Source organism: Actinomyces sp. oral taxon 180 str. F0310, from assembly GCF_000185285.1.
Taxonomy (GTDB): Bacteria; Actinomycetota; Actinomycetes; order Actinomycetales; family Actinomycetaceae; genus Pauljensenia.
In genome coordinates this window covers 1,665,202-1,681,407 of the sequence record NZ_GL622194.1, presented here as the reverse complement: position 1 = coordinate 1,681,407, position 16,206 = coordinate 1,665,202, and the positions used below count along the sequence as shown (strand labels likewise).

Genomic DNA, 16,206 nt, shown 5'->3' with positions numbered 1-16,206 from the left:
AACCTATAGGAGACCGACTGCTCCACCTCCGAAGGCCCATCATTATGAGCGGAGATCGTCAACTGATACATCCCATCAGGCAGGCCGCGATACGTCTCCGAACGCGTGTCGAAGGCCGTCGAATCGTGGTAGGCCTCGACCCAGGTATTCTCCTCCGTGCTCGTCACGTAGACGGACTTCCAGTTCCGGTAGTTCGTCACCGACGTGACCGCCTCCCCACCTTGACGAGTGTAGGTGCTGGTCAGCGAGTGGACGCTGCGCAGCGTGCCCGTGCGAGGCTCGAGGATGGTGGGCGCCCCCATGGCCGGCGATCGGGAGATCACGTAGCGATCCGGGTTTGGGGCCCCTCGACGGTTTGCAGCCTTGACGAGGGGGTTGTATCCGAGGAGCTGTCCGGTGGTCCCGTTGTAGATGCCCGACGCGAAGGTGTGCGCACCGCCTTCGGAGGCGAGGGCATCAAAGATAGGTGCCTTGCCCCAGTCCCCGTAGAAACCCAGGTAGGGCACGGCCAGGTCGGGCTGGCCTCCGGTCTTCGAGGCGAAACGCACGAAACCATCCAGGAAAGTACCCGAAGGCGCGTTATCCGCAACATACGAGGCAAACTCCCCACCCGGAGCAACATCCACACCCACGGTCGCCTCACCACCCGCCGGGACGGTCACGCTCGCCCCCTCGGTCGCGGCCGACGCGCCACCCGAGTACCGAATCTCCACCCCACGGCCTCGCCAATCGGCGGAGTGCTCGGTAAAAGAGCCACCGTCAACAATCTCAGACAGCGCCTGCGAACTCAACTCATACGTGGCCTCCACACCCGACAAGTTGTGCAACGTGACATCAAAATGCCAACCGGTCGTCCCATCCCCCAGGTCCGCCTTGGGACGAGACTGCTCGGGGGCCCCCACAACCGTCGGGTACACCGACGAGGTCGTCGCCGCCAGGGCATCCACAAGGCCAGCACCCTGCTTACGCGGAGAATAAAGCGCACCCGAAGTCTGCGCAGCGTCCGTCAGCGGCCGGGCGGTTCCCATGATGAGGTTCTGCACCACGTCGGCCTTCTCGCGCGCGCTCATGGATGCGAACAGCGGATCATTTTCGACACGCTGCAGGACGATCGCGCTAATGCCCGCCATCTGCGGGGTCGCCATCGACGTGCCGGAGGTCTGCTCGTACGCGCCGTTCGGTATTGCGGAGAAAACGTTGCCTCCCGGAGCGGCGATCTCGGGCTTGAGACGCAGGTCCGGGGACACCCCCCACGTCGAGAAGCCGGAGGCCTCGTAGATGGAGGACTGGGGAAGAACCTGCCCCTGCGCCATCGTCAGGTGGTGGTCGGCGGCCTCCAGCATCGCCTGACCATCGGCCTGGGAGATGAAGGCGGCCGGAACGTCCTGGGTCGTCAGGTTCATGATGATGAGGGAACCGACAGAGACGTTGTTGTAGACCAGAACCCCGTCCGGATGCAGGTCGTAGAGGTTCTCGACCTTCTTCTGGTAGGTCATCTTTCCGCGCGAAACCAGGGCGATCTTACCGGCCAGGCCCTCGGGGTACTTCTTCCGCAGGGCCTCGGCGTCCTCCTCGGAGGCGAAACCGGCGTCCACGTACTCGTAGGTTCCGGCAGGCAGGTCGGAAAAGTATGCGACCTTCTCCCCGTTCATGCCGCGCGAGCGCTGGTATCCGATGTCGCGTCCGGCGGCCGTGAAGGCGTTGCGAATCAGGGCGTTTTCAACGGAGGCCACCGCGACGACGGAGGGGTATGTCGCCGGCTCGTCCATGACCGAAGAGTCGGGGTCCGAGGCGTAGGGTAGGCCCTTACCGGAGTTGTTGCCGTAGCCGGTCGAGAAGGCGTTGCCTGAAGCCGCGTTGACCGTGACCCCGGCGTCTTGAAGCTTCTTGTAGACGGTCGCGTAGACGGAGTCGGCCTCGTTATCCATGCCGGCCGTCCATCCGAGGGACAGGTTGATGACGTCGGGGCGCAGGACAACCATGTCGTCGAGCGCGGCCAGCAGCGCCGAGTCGAGGAGCGCATCGTCCTCGGTGCGCGTCACCTTGGCGACCAGGACCTGGGCATTCGGGGCGGTGCCGACGATCTTGTCGGCGTTGCCGGCAGCAATGCCTGCCACATGCGTCCCGTGGAAGCCTGACCCGCCTTCGCGCGGCGTCGCGTCGGGGTCGGAGTCGGCGTAGTCGTAGGCGAAGGGGAACTTCTCACTGACGTAGGCACCGGTCTTCCCCGCACCCAGCCTGGGCGCCAGGGCGGCCACCGACTCCGCGGTCAGCGCGGGGGTTCCCTCGAGCGCGCCCGTGAAGGCCGGATGGGAGGTATCGACGCCCGTGTCGATGACCGCCACGACCTTGCCCTCGCCCTTCTGGGTGACCTGGTCGGTGCGCATCATCAGCTGGGCGCTGAGGTTGGCCGGATCCTGTCCTCCATCGCGCGCGGAGGCGGTGCCGCCCTCGGCATCGATACCCGCAAGGTCACTGACATGGCCTTCGCGTTCGAGGAAGGCGGCGCTCACGCCGCTCACGCCGCGAATCGCCTCGAGAGACCCAGCAGGCGCGCGCAACGCAAAGCCATCCAACGCATTGCCATACTCCCGCTCCACCTCAACCGACACACCCGGGAACAACCGGGACACAGCCTCATTCATCGACGCCACAACCGCAGCACGATCCACACCATCACCAAGCTGAACAATCATTCCCACAACCCGAGCCGGATCCCGATCACCGGAACCCTCCAACCCCTCAGGAACAGAACTCAGCCCACCCTTGGACCTCAACGCCGTATCCACATCACCCACAGGCACAGACGAAGCCGGGGGCGGGGGTGATGACTCCGCTGGTCTCGGTGCGGCGATGGCGGCGGGGCCGGTGACCACGAGCGCGCAGGCGCCGAACAATGCCAGGAACGCCGCTGGTTTCTTCATTGACATAAGCCTTCTCCAATTGTGTTGTGGGACGGCCTGCGGCCGACTTGGGACGGTCCGTCATCGCGACCGTCCCCCACAAGATACCGTATGTGGCGCGGGTGACAATCACCGGAGCGCTAATGCCATCATTAAGCGGATCTGAAGTGTCTAGCTCGCTCTTTGGTCTGGGCGCGCGTGCGCGAGGGCCCCGGGGGTGATTCCCCGGGGCCCTCGCGCTGTTTGTCGTCAGCTCAGGCGTTGCCTGCGAGCGACGACCAGGACGAAGCCGAGCGTCGCCGCAGCGGTGAGGATGCCGACGAAGCCGTTTGTCGAGGCTCCCGTGGCCGCCAGCGACGAGGGCCGTGTCCTCTTGGGGTGCGGCGCGTGGTAGTCGGCCGCGTCGCCGAGAGACAGCGCGGTGCGTCCGACGACGGACACGGGTTGCCCGACGGCCGCTGGGGAGGAGGCCGCGGCACCGGGGGCGCGGGTGCTCGCAGCGGGCGCGGCGCTGCTCTGGGGGGCTTCGCTCCCCTGCCCCTGGTCGGGGGCGTCGGGCGAGGCCGAGGCCGAGGCATTGGGGTTGGGCGTCGCCGGCGCGGCGTCCCCGCCCGTCGCGCGGTCGTCCGAGGCCGAGTCTGAGCCGGTGGCCTCCGGGCTGGCGATGGGCGCGGGCGTGGGTGCGTTCCCGGATGCGGTGTCGCTCGCGGGCGTCTCGGCCTGCGCCCTCGCGGAGGTGAGCGCGGGCGGGGTGACCGGCACGCCGCGCAGGGCGTTGGCGCCGATGCTCGTCAAGCGAGCCAGGTCGGATCGGAAGTTGATGGCGGTGAGGTTCCGGTCCCCGTCGAAGGCGGATTCTCCGATGGTTGTCGTCCCGCCGATGTTGACCCAGGTGAGGGAGGTGACGCCTCGGAAGGCGTGCGCGCCGATCATCTCGAAGGAGTCTGGCAGGGTGAGGGAGGAGAGGCGGGATCCGACGAAGGCGTAGCGGTCGATGCGGCGCAGGCTATCGGGGAGGGTGACCTCGTCCAGGGGTGCCCCTTCGAAGGACTCCTGGGCGAGCGCTCGCGTGCCGTCGGGGACCGTGTAGCTGACGCCCGCGCGTCCGAGCGGGTAGGTCAGCAGCGTGTCGCGGCCCTTCGTGAACAGGACCCCGTCGACGCTATCGTACGAGGCGTTGTCCGCCTTGACGGTGATCGCCTTGAGTTTCGGCGAGGCGGTGAAGGTGGAGACCAGCTGGCCCTCACGCACGCCGCTCCCGATGTTCACCCCCGTCAGCGAGGGCATGAGCGCGAAGGCTCCCGGGCCGATATCGGACACGCTGTCCGGCACGTTGATGACCGCGAGCCCGGTGCCCAGGAACGCCCGCGCGCCGATCTGACGCAGCCCCGAGGGAAGCCCCTCGCCGACCTGCCCGCGCGCGTCGCGAACGGTCACGCTCGCCAGGGAGGCCGCGCCTTCGAAGGCGGAAGCCCCGATGCGCTCGACCGTGTCGGGCAGCTCCACGGAGGCGACGGAGGAGCGTGCGAACACGCGGTCGGCCAGGGCCGTGACGCCGCCGGGGACGCTGACCTCCGTATCGCTACCGCTGTAGGAGCGAAGGACCCCGGCCTCGTCGATGACGAAGTCGGAGGAGGCCGCAGCGCGCACGCTCACCTCCGCCGAGGCCGACGCCCACGTTCCGTCCCCCTGGCGCACCCACGCGGTCAGGGTCGTCGCCCCCTCCTTCGTTCCGGCGGCGATCGTCGCCGTCAGGGTGTCGGAGGAGGTGGACAGCGAGGCGACCGAGGAGTCCGCGAGCGACCACACGACCTGCGAACCCGACAGGCTCGGGCTCAGGACGGCAAAGACCTGGGAGGTCTCGCCCGATGGGATCACGACCGAGGAGGTGGACAGCGAGATCGGGTCCGAGGCGTCCACGGAGACGGTCACGCCCGCGGAGGCGTTCACGCCGTAGTCCCACGCATACAGGGTGGGGTTGGTGGGAGCCGGGCCGGTGCCTCCCTGGGACTCCCAGCCGCGCTGCAGGTCCGCGACGGGCACGTCGAAGTGATAGGTGCGCTGGCCGTCAGCGCCGAGGGTGCCCCCGTCGGTCACGAGCGTGCGGTAGTAGTAGGAGCCGTTGGCCGGGTCGTGGAAGTCGATGGAGGCCAGGGGCGAGGAGTCCGTGACGTCGAAGGACACGGTGCGCGCCTCGCCCTGGCCGCTCACGTGAACGCCGCTGATCTTCGGCCCGGTGAGGTCGTAGGCGAAGGAGTACGTCAGCGTCTGGGTGCGCAAGCTCGGGCCGTCGGTGACGGCGTCGATGCGCAGCGTGTAGCGCCCCTCGGGCAGGCGGCGGCCGTACCAGTCGTAGCCGTCGAAGTACGGGTCGCCCATGGAGGATTCGCCCGAGGCGATGAGGCGTGTGTAGTCGTCATACAGGGACTTGCGGGTGTTCTTGTAGGAGTACTGGCGCACCGTGTTGCCCGCGGAGTCCTGGTAGGTGTAGGTGACGCTCTTCGTTGACCGCAGCAGGCCGGTGACGGGTCGGATCGCGGAGGGTCCCTGAGCCCACGTCGACGCGGACACCACGTAGGCGTCCGGGTTGGGGGCGGGCGCCGAGGACGCGGAGGTGTAGCCGGCCAGCGGGTTCACACCGAGGGACACACCCGTGGTCGCGGACGCGAGGCGAGAGGCCACCGCGTGGGCCTGGCCGCCGTCGGAGGCGAGGGAGTCGAAGACCGGAACGGCGCCCCAGTCCCCGTAGAATCCCAGGAAGGGAACGGACAGGTCGGGCTCACCCTCGGTCATTGAGGTCAGGACCGTGAAGCCGTCGACGAAGGTGCCGTTGGGCGCGTAGGCGCCGGCGTAGGCGGCGAAGGCCGCCTGCGGCGTGATGGTCACCGTCGCGGTGACGACGCCTCGGCCGGGCACGGTGATCGTCGAGGAGTCCGCGCTGCCGCTAACGTCGCCCGAGTAGCTGACCGAAATACCCTGGTCGGTCCAGTTGGCGCTGTGCTGGGTGAAGACGCCGGAGGCGACGACCTCGGAGAGCGCCTGCGTGTTCAGCCGGTAGGTGCGTGCCTCGTAGGCGGTGTTGGTCAGGCGAATGGAGAACGTCCAGCCCTCGGTTCCGTCCCCGAGGTCGGCCTTGGGCCGCGTCTCGTCGGGCGCGTCCACGACGGTGGGGAACACGGTGGCGGAGGAGGCCGCCACCGCGTTGGCTAGGCCGGAGCCGATCTTGCGCGGCGAGTAGTAGGCGCCGCGGCCGCCCTCGTTGTCGACCAGCGGCTTGGCCGTGCCCATGAGGAGGTTGTAGACGACGCCCGTCTTCTGGGCCTCGGTCATGTAGGCGAAACCGGGGTCGGACTCCACGCGCTGCTTGATGTCGGCGGCCATGCCCGCCAGGTAGGGGGTCGCCATGGAGGTGCCGGAGGAGTAGCCGTAGGTGCCGCCCGGCAGCGCCGACCAGATGTATCCGCCGGGCGCGGCGATCTCGGGCTTGAGGGTCAGGTTGGGGGCCACGCCCCAGGAGGAGAAGCTTGACGCCTTGTAGGTGGAGGGACCCCACCCGTTGGCGTTATCGACGGAGGCGACCGACAGGGACGCCGTGTAGGTGGAGGGCTGGGCGACCGTCGACGAATCGGGGTCGGAGGCGTAGGGCAGGCCCCAGCCGCTGGCGTTTCCCTGGGAGGAGGCACCGAAGTTGCCGCCCGCGACGTTGAGCATGATGCCCTGTTCGGACAGGCGGTAGTAGACGGACCCGTAGGTGTCGTTGCGGGCCTCCGAGGCGCCGCCCGCGTATCCGAAGGACATGTTGATGACGTCGGGCTTGAGGACCGCGCAGTCATCCAGGGCGGCGAAGATCGCCGAGTCGGACAGCCCTCCCGTGGCGTCGATTCCGGCCTTCATGAGCAGCAGCTGCGCGCCGGGTGCGGACCCCAGGATCGCTCCGCCGTTCGCGGCCGCGATGCCCGCGACGTGCGTGCCGTGGGCCATGTTGTGGACCGTGTGCGGAATGACGTCGGAGTCGCCGTCGCCGTAGTCGTAGGCGAAGGGGATCTTCGCCGACACGTAGGCGCCCGCCCAGCCCGTGCTCAGGCCTCGCTTGACCGAGGAGATCGAGTCGTATGAGTAGGCAGCCCTCGATTCATCGAGCGCACCGGAGAAGGCCTCGTGGGTCGTGTCGAAGCCCGTGTCGATGATCGCGATTGTCGTCCCATCACCCTTCTGGCTGATGCGGTCCACGCCCGTCATGTCCAGCGAGTACTGGTTCTGGGGACCGGAGTAGCCCTCCTCCGACGAGGGGGTGACCGTCTGCTCGACGAACGCGCGCTTGACGCCCTCGACCCCGCGCACCGCTTCGACCGCTCCGGCGGGAACCTCGATCGCGAAGCCCTCCATCACGTGCTCGTAGTCCTCGACCTCGGTGACGGGGCCGCCACCCGAGGTCACCTGGCCGGGCGCCGCGGCCTCCACGGCCGTGCGAATACGCTCCTTGACGACCGTGCGCTTGGCATCGGCGGACACCGCGCGGCGGTACCACGCGACCCCGGCGTCGCCTTCCTCTAGCTCGACGATGACCGTGACGGGATGGTTCGATTCCTCGTCGGGAAGCAGGTCGCCGGACGGCGTGGTCGCCCCGCCCGCGTCGTACTGTGACTTCGAGGTGAGTTCGGGCTCCAGGAGCTTACCGGCGTTCGACGAGGGGGGCGAGGCCGGAGCCGAGACGAGCGTGTCGGCTGAGTCGGCGAATGCCTGAGGGGCGATGATGGCGATCCCCAGGGTGGCAGCGAGGGAGAGCACTGCAAGGCGCGAACGCTTCATTTTTTCCACCGTGTATTTATTTGGGAGGCGAGCGTCAGCAGGTCTCGCCCTTGAGGGATTGAAACAGGCTAAGGATAGCGACCAAACGACACGAAGACAAACTCAGAACTTGTATTCCGCACCTTCATTTGTACGGTAACCAGTCGGTCAGTGGCACCCTATTGCCGATCCGAGAGCTCCAGGTTCGCCCGCACGACGATGCCGATGCGCTCCATCATCGCCTCGTCCACCCAGGACCCGTCCAGGCTAGCCAGGCGAGGATGGGTCGGCTCCTCCCCGGCGAGCCGGTCGAAACCGAGGATCGCCCGCCACAGGGGGATGAGCTCCTCGTGGTAGGTGTGTCCGTGGCCGCCCGGAGCGGTCCCCGCGACCGGCAGATCCGCGAGAACCTGAATGAACGTCACGAAGCGCGTGAACTCGACGTCGCGTGACACGTCTCGCCCCGCGCGTTCGCGCAGCCAATCCGGCTGGGTCCAGATCAGCTTGTTGTTCCACCACACCACCGGGTCGGAGGGGTGCTGGGCGTAGACGAGGCGCGGGAATCCCCAAGTTCCGAGCTCGCGGCCGTACAGGTCGGTGCGCAGGTCCGAGGGCTCGTTGACGAAGCGCACGCGCCGAGCGTTGTCGACGACGGGCGCTACCTCCGGGCTCCCCCGGTGTCGCGCCGCCGTCAGCGCCGCGTGCATCGGCGTGAACGCCGGCGTTCCCACCCACAGGGCCCCGTCCGCCTGCTCGAGCGCCTCGCGAGCGGAGGCGAAGACCGACTGCGACGCGAACGCACCCAGCGATTCACCGCAGACGAAGAGGGCGGGTCGGTGTGCCTCGTCCATGGTGTCCAACTCGGTGCGCACCGCGCGAAACAGGGCGGCGGATGCCTCCTGCGCGGGTTCCAGGCCGGTCAGCCAGTTCAGCGCCGAGGGCACGTAGGAGTACTGCAGGGAGGCGGTCGCGCAGTCCCCGCGCGTGAGGAACTCCAGGGGCTGAACCTGCCACTCGTCCACCCAGCCCGACCCTGTCGAGGCGGCCAGGAGGATGACCGCGCGATCGAAGGCCCCGGTGCGACGCAGCTCCTCCACTACGGTCGAGGCCGCCTGCTCGATTCCGGCACCCGCCGTGGGCATGCCGGCGTAGACGCGGATGGGTTCCTTCGCCTCGGCGCCGCTGACCTGGGCGATGTCCAGGCGCGAGGGGCCCCTGCCGAGGAACACGCGGCCCTGCCCGCCGACGGATTCCCAGGTGACGGGCGAGTCCGGCGAGGCGGAGCGCTCGCGGACGACGGGCGGATAGATGCCGCGCGCGGTCCTCGTGTTCATCTGCTCGGCGTGGTGGCGGAAGAAACCGATGCCGCCGCGCAGGATCACGTTCGAGGTCAGGAAGAACATGACGACGCACAGGATGGCCACGCCAGCCAGGACGGCCACGGGCCTGGGCATGTAGACGGCGAGCATCGCGATGATCGCATGGCCCACCCCGACGAGGGCCGCCACGAGCGAGATCAGGCACCATGCCACCGCGACTGCCCCGAGGGTTCCCAGGACGTACTCCCCCAGGTTTTCCCCCGGCATGTTCACCAGCCTCGCGGCGACGCGGGCGCGGCGATACGACTGGATCACCGCGTAGAGCCACCACGCGGCGAAGAGGGTGGCTATCCCGATACGGAATCCAAGCTCGACGGGTTCGGAGGCGCGAATCGTCAGCCCCGTCACGCGGATGACGCGGGCGCCGACGTTCTGCACGACCACGCCGGCAACGTATCCGCACGCGACCAGGACGCCCGAGGCGACGGCGTGCCACGCCCAGGAACGCGCCATCAGCGACGGTGCGACGCTGACCGCGTACATCGCGAGGGCCGCGATCACGCCCAGGAACGACAAACCCATGGCCCCATTGTGCCAGGTGGCCCGCCGCCCCTCACCCGGGGCACGAGGCCGTGGCTAGCGGCTCCCTGCAACATCGAAGACTCATCAGGGCGAGCACGACATGCCATCGTTTCCCGATCGCGCATTCGACGTTCCAGCTCGAATGCCCACCGCACCGCGAACACGAGCACCTGGAACACGAGCTGGCACAACCCCTGCGGTTGACGGGCGTTCAGCGGGTTTGTAGGTTGATGCCATGAGCGCGGACGTTGGGTTTACTCCTGGGAAGCTGATTGAGGCTGCCCAGGGTATTGGGGCTACTGCTGAGCCTATTTCTCAGTCGGTGGCTCCGATGGGCGAGGATATTACGTCTTTGTCTGCGGGTTTGAATGGCTCGTATATGGAGCCGTTGGGTAATGCTATGACTGCCTGGGGCGACTCTCTGACTGTGTTGTTTGATGACTTGGGTCGCTTGGCTGAGGCCTTGGTGGGTGTGGAACGGGCTTTTTCCGCGTGTGAGGATGAGATCATCCAGTCGTTGGTTCAGGCTGCTTCCGGTTCGGAGTCTGGTGATAATGGCTCGTCCCAGGGTGGTTTGTACGCGCAGTTGCAGGCTATGGCTGGGCAAGGTGCTGATGGAGGCGAACAGTGAGTAGCGATTCGATGCTGGTGTTCCAGGAGGCTAACGCCACACAGATGGCAGAGGTGTTCCGTAAACGGGTCGCGGTGGTCAAGAATTTCATCCCTGATGTCAGCGATGGCATTAAGAGCAGCGTCGGTGACTGGACGGGTGAGTCTCGTCAGGCGTGCGATGCCGCGTTGAAGCGTTTGGAAGAGCGTGGCGAGGAGTTGGCTGAGTTGTTAACCGCTGCGGCTGACGCGATGGAAGAGATTCTCGCCGAAGGCCAGCATGCTGAGTCTAAAGCGTTTGCGTGTATCGACAGTTAAGGGTTGTCAATCGTGAGTGATTTTAAGGTCGATTTGCAGGCGATGTCGTCTTTCGTGGAGTCGTTGTCGTCTTTTGAGGAGGCGGCCAAGGAGTATGACGTGGAGGACTGGGTTCCCAACTCTGGCATGCTAGAGAATCCTGAGGTGTGGGATCGCACAAACGCGTTCCAGGACACGTGGGAAAAGGGCACGAACGACTTGCGTGATGAGATTAAGGCTGCCAGTAGTGCGGTCAGTGGCGCGTTGGGTGCCTACGCGGAATACATGGACAAGTCGAAAGAGCACATGGCTAAAGTGGAGCAGGCTGCGCAAGCTCTGGGGCAGTCTCCTGTCGTCGGTTCGGGGGCGTGATCTGGCGTGGGCGTTGTCGCGCATGGTGCGCCGGTCTTTAAGATCGGTGGGGATCCCGGTGGGATCTCGACGCGCGCCGCGGTGATGATGGATCGCGCCAACGAGTTCGGTGAGATTCATTCCGGCTTGTCTTCCCTGAAGTCTGATGGGTGGGAAGGTCGCGCGGCGGATCATTTCCGCTCTAAGTTCAAGGTGCAGACCAAGGGCTGGCTGGACGCCCAGGAGGCCTTCTCTTCCGCGTCTGAAGCGTATTCGTCGTATGCGTCGACGCTAGCGTCGGCGCAGGGCCAGTGTGATGGGATCCGCTCGCGGTGGAAGCAGGGCCGCGACGCGGTCCAGCAGGCGCAGAACAATCAGGCTGACGCGCGGAGCCAAGCCGCAGCAGAGGGCGGCATCCCCATGTTTGACGCCTCGTGCGACGAGGGGCCGGGCCGCTCGGCGATGGCGGCCGCGGTCGCTGATTTCGAGACGCTGGTCGATCAGGTCAACGAGGCCGGCGACCTACTCATCACCGCCCTGAATGCTGGTATCGCGAAACTGCCCGAGCGCACGTGGTGGGATTCGGTCAAGCGCACGGTCGGCTCCGTCGTCAAAGGATTCGTCGAAGCGGTGGCCGACTTGGTGAAGCTGGGATTGGCACTCAGCGGCGTCCCGATGCTCTTTGACTTTGGGCGCATGCTGATGGGTCAGATGACCTGGGATGAGTTCTACGCCAAGCACAGCACGATTCCAATGGAGACCATCGCCGGCCTAGCAAAGGCACTGTGGGAGGATCCCGGAGCGTTCTTCGCTGGCCTGGGCAAAGCGCTTGTCGATTGGGACACGTGGACCGACGATCCCGGGCGCGCGATCGGACACCTGCTGCCGGACGTGCTCATTGCTATCGCGACAGCCGGGACCGGAACGGCGGCGTCCGCTGGCGAGAAAGCCACTTCGGGAGCCGCTCGGTTGGCTCGGATGGCCCATATCGGCAAGGAAGTGTTCAAGGCCATCCTGCCGGTCAACCCCGACGATGTGCGTGCGTTAGGCAAGCTCGGGAAGAACCTGTTTACGAAGTTCACCCACCATGGTGTGGACGCGGCCGATACCGTGGCCAAGCTGGGCGCTGATGCCAGGAGGCAGCTGTCGGGTTTGCGCGGTGGCAACCTGATGGCGGACGCGAACAAGTATTCTGATGCCGGCCATCTCTCCGGGAACGCGTCGCACGGGGCGAACAACCTTGCCGGACTTGACCACCTCTCTGGACGGTCCTCCCACGTCGGCGGCGGGGCACATGATCTTGCTGGCGCCTCCGACCTCGCCGGGGACGCCTCCCACGCGGGCCGCGGGACACACAACGGCGGCCTCAGTAGTACCGGCACCCCGGATCCAGGCCACCGCTCGAACGGTGTGTCCAGCGCGGCCCAGCCCGCCGCGACGCCTCACGCGTCCGCCGCTGGCGATGCCGGCACCGGCGGACACGCAGCCCCCGCCAACACTGCACCCAGCGCGTCTCACGGCGCTCACAACAACGCGTTCATGAATGCGGATACTGGCGGCGCCACCCACGGTGCGGGCAGCACTGCCAACGGCGCAACCAGCGCACCCGCGCCCGGCGCTCCCGCCACCGGGACCCACGGAGCTCGCGCAACCAGCGCTCCCTCAGGTGGCTCGCATGGGGCGGCTTCCGGCCACAGCCCCGCTGGCGGCTCCCCCGCTACTCCCGTGCGCAACGAGGGTGTGGGTGAGCGCGTTGCTACGGGTGATGCCATTCCTCCGAAGAAGCCCACTGATTCTTACCGTGTTGGCCATGATCGTTCCATGACACCTGACGAGGTCGGGTCACAGTCTGCCGCTGCAGCTGACGGCAAGCCTCCGCGGAAGCCCACCGATTCGTGGACGGACTCTGGCGGCTTGTCTACAAACCGGGACGATTTCGATCGTGTCGGCACTGATCGTTTCGGCACTGAGAACAGGATGAATTCTTCCTACCTGGATGACAGCTCGACCCACGCTAATGGTCAGACGCGCGGTGCCGACGAGCTTGTCGGTGCGGGCGTTGGCCGTCGCGAGGCCAGCGTGGGCGCTCAGGGATCCTACGAGCGCGCCGGCGCGTTCGGTGGCAGTGATCCGAGCCGTGTCAGCCACGGAGCGGACGGCTTCGGCGGCACCGCCGATTTCGGAGCAAACGCAGGGCACGGAGCTCATGGCGCGAACGGTGTCACCAATTCCGCTGATGTCGGTGGCGGCATAGGCGACGCCTCGCGTGGCACGCACGCTACTGGTGCCCCCACGGGCCACGGCGGCGGTCATGTTGGTGCTGATTCTGGTACCCGCGGTGGTTCGTCGACCCCTGCGCAGGGTCCGCACCGTGCCGATCCGGGCATGCCCTCCGGTGACACGCACGGCGTTTCGCGCGCTGATTCCACCCCCGGCCACGGCGACACCCCCCGGACAGGACAAGGTGGAGACGGCACCCCCGACGCGCCCACCACCCCCAAGAAGGAAACTCCTGCCGGGGACACCCTGGGTGGCGACAAGCAGCCACATAGTGGAAAGCCTGCAGCAGACACGCCTGCCACCCATGCGGACGAGGCCGCCGACGCTAGCAAGGCTGGCCACGGCTCCGGCGACGCACATGGCTCCGGTAAGGCCGATGCCGACACCAAGCAGGGCCACGACTCCGTCGAACATGCGGACACTGACCCCAAGGCGAAGGACCACTCCGCCAACAGCAAGGCCGACGACGCCGCTGACTCGGCGCACCGCGGCGACAAGACCGAGGCAGACAAGCCCACGTCGGACAAGTCCCACAAGGAAGACGACGCCGCACACCACGACGACGCCGAGCACCCCAAGGACACCGACAGCGAGACCACCAAGAAGGATGCCGACCCGAAGTCGAAGGACCACTCCGCCAACGGCAAGGCCAACGACGACGCCGATTCAGGGCGCCACGGTGACAAGACCGAGGCCGACAAACCCGCGTCGGACAAGTCCCACAAGGAAGACGACGCCGCACACCACGACGACGCCGAGCACCCCAAGGACACCGACAGCGAGACCACCAAGAAGGACGCCGACCCGAAGTCGAAGGACCACTCCGCCAACGGCAAGGCCAACGACGACGCTGACTCGGCGCGCCACGGTGACAAGACCGAGGCCGACAAACCCGCGTCGGACAAGTCCCACAAGGAAGACGACGCCGCACACCACGACGGCGACGAGCACCCCAAGGACACCGACGACAAGCACACCACCAAGGACGGCGAGACCGACGCCGACACCAAGTCCACCAAGGACGAGGCCGACACGCACAAGTCCGACAAGGACAGCGACACCAAGTCCACCAAGGATTCCGGCGAGCGCGCGGACGCTGACCCCAAGGCGAAGGACCACTCCGCCAACGGCAAGGCCGACGACACGCACAAGTCCGACAAGGACTCCGGCGAGCACACGGACACTGACCCGAAGGCGAAGGACCACTCCGCCAACGGCAAGGCCGACGACGCCGCTGACTCGACGCGCCACGGTGACAAGACCGAGGCCGACAAGCCCACATCGGACAAGTCCCACAAGGAAGACGACGCCGCACACCACGACGGCGACGAACACCCCAAGAACACCGACGACAAGCACACCACCAAGAACGACGACGCCGACACCAATCCCACCAAGGACGACGCCGACTCCAAGTCCGACAAGGACGGTGACAGCGAGGGTTCCGGAAGCCACGACGGAAACGAAAGCTCCGACGATGAACCAGCCTTTGCCGACGGGATCACAGCAGGCGGCCATCCTGGCCCTTACAAAGAGGCAAACGACGGTTTTATCGCCGATTTTGCGGAGAAGAATGGCCACACACTCGATACGGATCACGGGCCGATCGGCGCAGATCTGGTCGATCATCGAGAACCAATCAGCACAGATCCTGATACTGGTGAACAGATTTCTGCAGATCTGTACAAGGAACGCGCGACCGGACCTGATGGTGAAACAGACTGGCCAAATGTAAAAAAGCATCCTGAGCTAGCCGACGACATGATAGATGGCGTTTACCTTCATGGAGATCCAGAAAAGGGAATTCCTCCGTTCCAGGATATGGCAGTCGACGATTTTATTAAGGAGTACCCCGGGAATCTTGATCGAGTTGGAGAAGACCATGGCAGATATTTCGCATTAGTAGGCAAGGACGGGCCGGACTCTTTCCAGAAGCGATCAATCCACGCAGATTCACTCTACGACCCATACAGCCAATTCGAGTTCCACCCAGAAAACCTACCTGCAGGAACACGCGTAGAAACGGGAATTGTGTACCCATGGTTTGATTCGCCCGGAGGATCACGACAGGTCAGGCTGTACACAGTTGATGAATCCGGCGATAAAATTTACTTAAGCGCCCAAAGACTCCTTGAAGGCCCAAACCCTGTTCTAGTTAGAAAGACAATCAAATGAACGAAGAACTTGCCGCATACATCACTCGCCTGTGTGAGCTATCCGGGCACACAACCCGGATTGACGATGATTTGATCCTGGTCGAGCCGGGTCATAGCTTTATCTACGACGCATTCACCACTCGGAAGGACCGTTACGCCTACGGCCAGGTCGATAAATACTCATTCGGCGGGGCAGACTTCAGCTCCGTATCCTTCGAGATCTTCAAGAAGTTCGCGGTCATGCACTTCGCCGCCGACATTCGCACAGCACACCAGCTCCCACCCCTCGCTATCCCAGCAGTGACCGACGTTCACCCCAGCTTTTCCATCAAATTCCGCGAACCGATTAGCTATCTACTGACAAGCAAAGCCTCGCCCATTCCCAAAACATACACAAACCTCTCCCCCGATGCCCTGGTGCCTCTGTCGTACCTGATGGGCACGTCAAGCGAGGACTTGCTCTCCCTGGTCCTCGAACCGTCGGGCGCCGGATACGCCGCGCTGTACCAGCAGAGCTGACACTCCTCTCTCCCGCCTTGTGCTCACGGAGCATAGGACGAGAGCGTCGGTCACACCTCCTCCCCTCGTACGACGGGAGGAGGTGTACCATTTCGCGCTCGCCCGTCAGTTGCGATGTCCGCAGAGGCAATGACCCGAAGGAGTGAGTGCCCATGCTGAAAGAATTCGACGATCTCATATCCACGCTCTGCGCGAACTCTTCAGTCGTGCGCAAGGAACGAGACGGCAGACTGTTCTTCACTGTCGCAGTCGCCGCTTCAGCACGCGGCGCCTAGGTAGGATGGGGATAGCCTGCCTCGATGGCATAATCGGAGCAGGACCCAACCTAGCGAAGGGAGCCAGTCATGTGGGAAGAGTTTCGGAGCCACGCACTAGCGCTCCTCGGCGAGCACTTTCCCCCGG

General features: G+C 65.6%; 9 protein-coding genes. 6 read left to right on the top strand and 3 right to left on the bottom strand.

Going from position 1 to position 16,206, the window contains the following annotated elements; genetic code table 11:
- From HMPREF9006_RS07140 to HMPREF9006_RS07130, 3 genes are all read right to left on the bottom strand, one after another.
- Positions 1–2,930: S8 family serine peptidase (locus HMPREF9006_RS07140; RefSeq protein WP_009212925.1), on the bottom strand; the 2,930-nt coding region annotated here is incomplete at its 3' end.
- Positions 2,931–3,152: 222 nt separating this feature from the next.
- Entirely contained in the window at positions 3,153–7,712 is a 4,560-nt protein-coding gene (locus tag HMPREF9006_RS10160) for a S8 family serine peptidase (RefSeq protein WP_009212924.1), read from the bottom strand.
- A 158-nt stretch (positions 7,713–7,870) separates the two neighbouring features.
- Positions 7,871–9,592 (bottom strand): alpha/beta hydrolase, encoded by a 1,722-nt coding sequence (locus HMPREF9006_RS07130; RefSeq protein WP_009212923.1) that lies wholly within the window; start codon positions 9,590–9,592, stop codon positions 7,871–7,873.
- Between the two features lie 235 nt (positions 9,593–9,827).
- Between HMPREF9006_RS07130 and HMPREF9006_RS07125 the strand changes: the two genes are divergently transcribed.
- The 6 genes from HMPREF9006_RS07125 (at position 9,828) to HMPREF9006_RS11010 (ending at position 16,079) form a co-directional block, all read left to right on the top strand.
- Positions 9,828–10,223, top strand: coding sequence for a hypothetical protein (locus HMPREF9006_RS07125; protein WP_009212921.1), 396 nt, complete (start codon positions 9,828–9,830; stop codon positions 10,221–10,223).
- On the top strand, positions 10,220–10,519 hold the full coding sequence (locus tag HMPREF9006_RS07120) for a 1-deoxy-D-xylulose-5-phosphate synthase (RefSeq protein ID WP_202812304.1): 300 nt from the start codon (positions 10,220–10,222) through the stop codon (positions 10,517–10,519). The genes HMPREF9006_RS07125 and HMPREF9006_RS07120 overlap by 4 nt, the downstream gene beginning before the upstream one ends.
- A 12-nt stretch (positions 10,520–10,531) precedes the next feature.
- Positions 10,532–10,870 (top strand): hypothetical protein, encoded by a 339-nt coding sequence (locus HMPREF9006_RS07115; protein WP_034231406.1) that lies wholly within the window; start codon positions 10,532–10,534, stop codon positions 10,868–10,870.
- Positions 10,871–10,876: 6 nt separating this feature from the next.
- Positions 10,877–15,304, top strand: coding sequence for a putative T7SS-secreted protein (locus HMPREF9006_RS07110; RefSeq protein WP_034231403.1), 4,428 nt, complete (start codon positions 10,877–10,879; stop codon positions 15,302–15,304).
- Positions 15,301–15,804, top strand: coding sequence for an Imm61 family immunity protein (locus HMPREF9006_RS07105; RefSeq protein ID WP_009212916.1), 504 nt, complete (start codon positions 15,301–15,303; stop codon positions 15,802–15,804). The genes HMPREF9006_RS07110 and HMPREF9006_RS07105 overlap by 4 nt, the downstream gene beginning before the upstream one ends.
- A gap of 152 nt (positions 15,805–15,956) precedes the next feature.
- A complete protein-coding gene (locus HMPREF9006_RS11010) occupies positions 15,957–16,079 on the top strand; it encodes a hypothetical protein (RefSeq protein ID WP_009212915.1) in 123 nt (40 codons plus the stop codon).
- Positions 16,080–16,206 lie beyond the last annotated feature (127 nt).

Excerpts from the sequence above, each read along its gene's own strand:
- HMPREF9006_RS07125 (WP_009212921.1), top strand. The coding sequence starts at position 9,828 with ATGAGCGCGGACGTTGGGTTTACTCCTGGGAAGCTGATTGAGGCTGCC.
- HMPREF9006_RS07130 (WP_009212923.1), bottom strand. The coding sequence starts at position 9,592 with ATGGGTTTGTCGTTCCTGGGCGTGATCGCGGCCCTCGCGATGTACGCG.
- HMPREF9006_RS07105 (WP_009212916.1), top strand. The coding sequence starts at position 15,301 with ATGAACGAAGAACTTGCCGCATACATCACTCGCCTGTGTGAGCTATCC.
- HMPREF9006_RS10160 (WP_009212924.1), bottom strand. The coding sequence starts at position 7,712 with ATGAAGCGTTCGCGCCTTGCAGTGCTCTCCCTCGCTGCCACCCTGGGG.
- HMPREF9006_RS11010 (WP_009212915.1), top strand. The coding sequence starts at position 15,957 with ATGCTGAAAGAATTCGACGATCTCATATCCACGCTCTGCGCGAACTCT.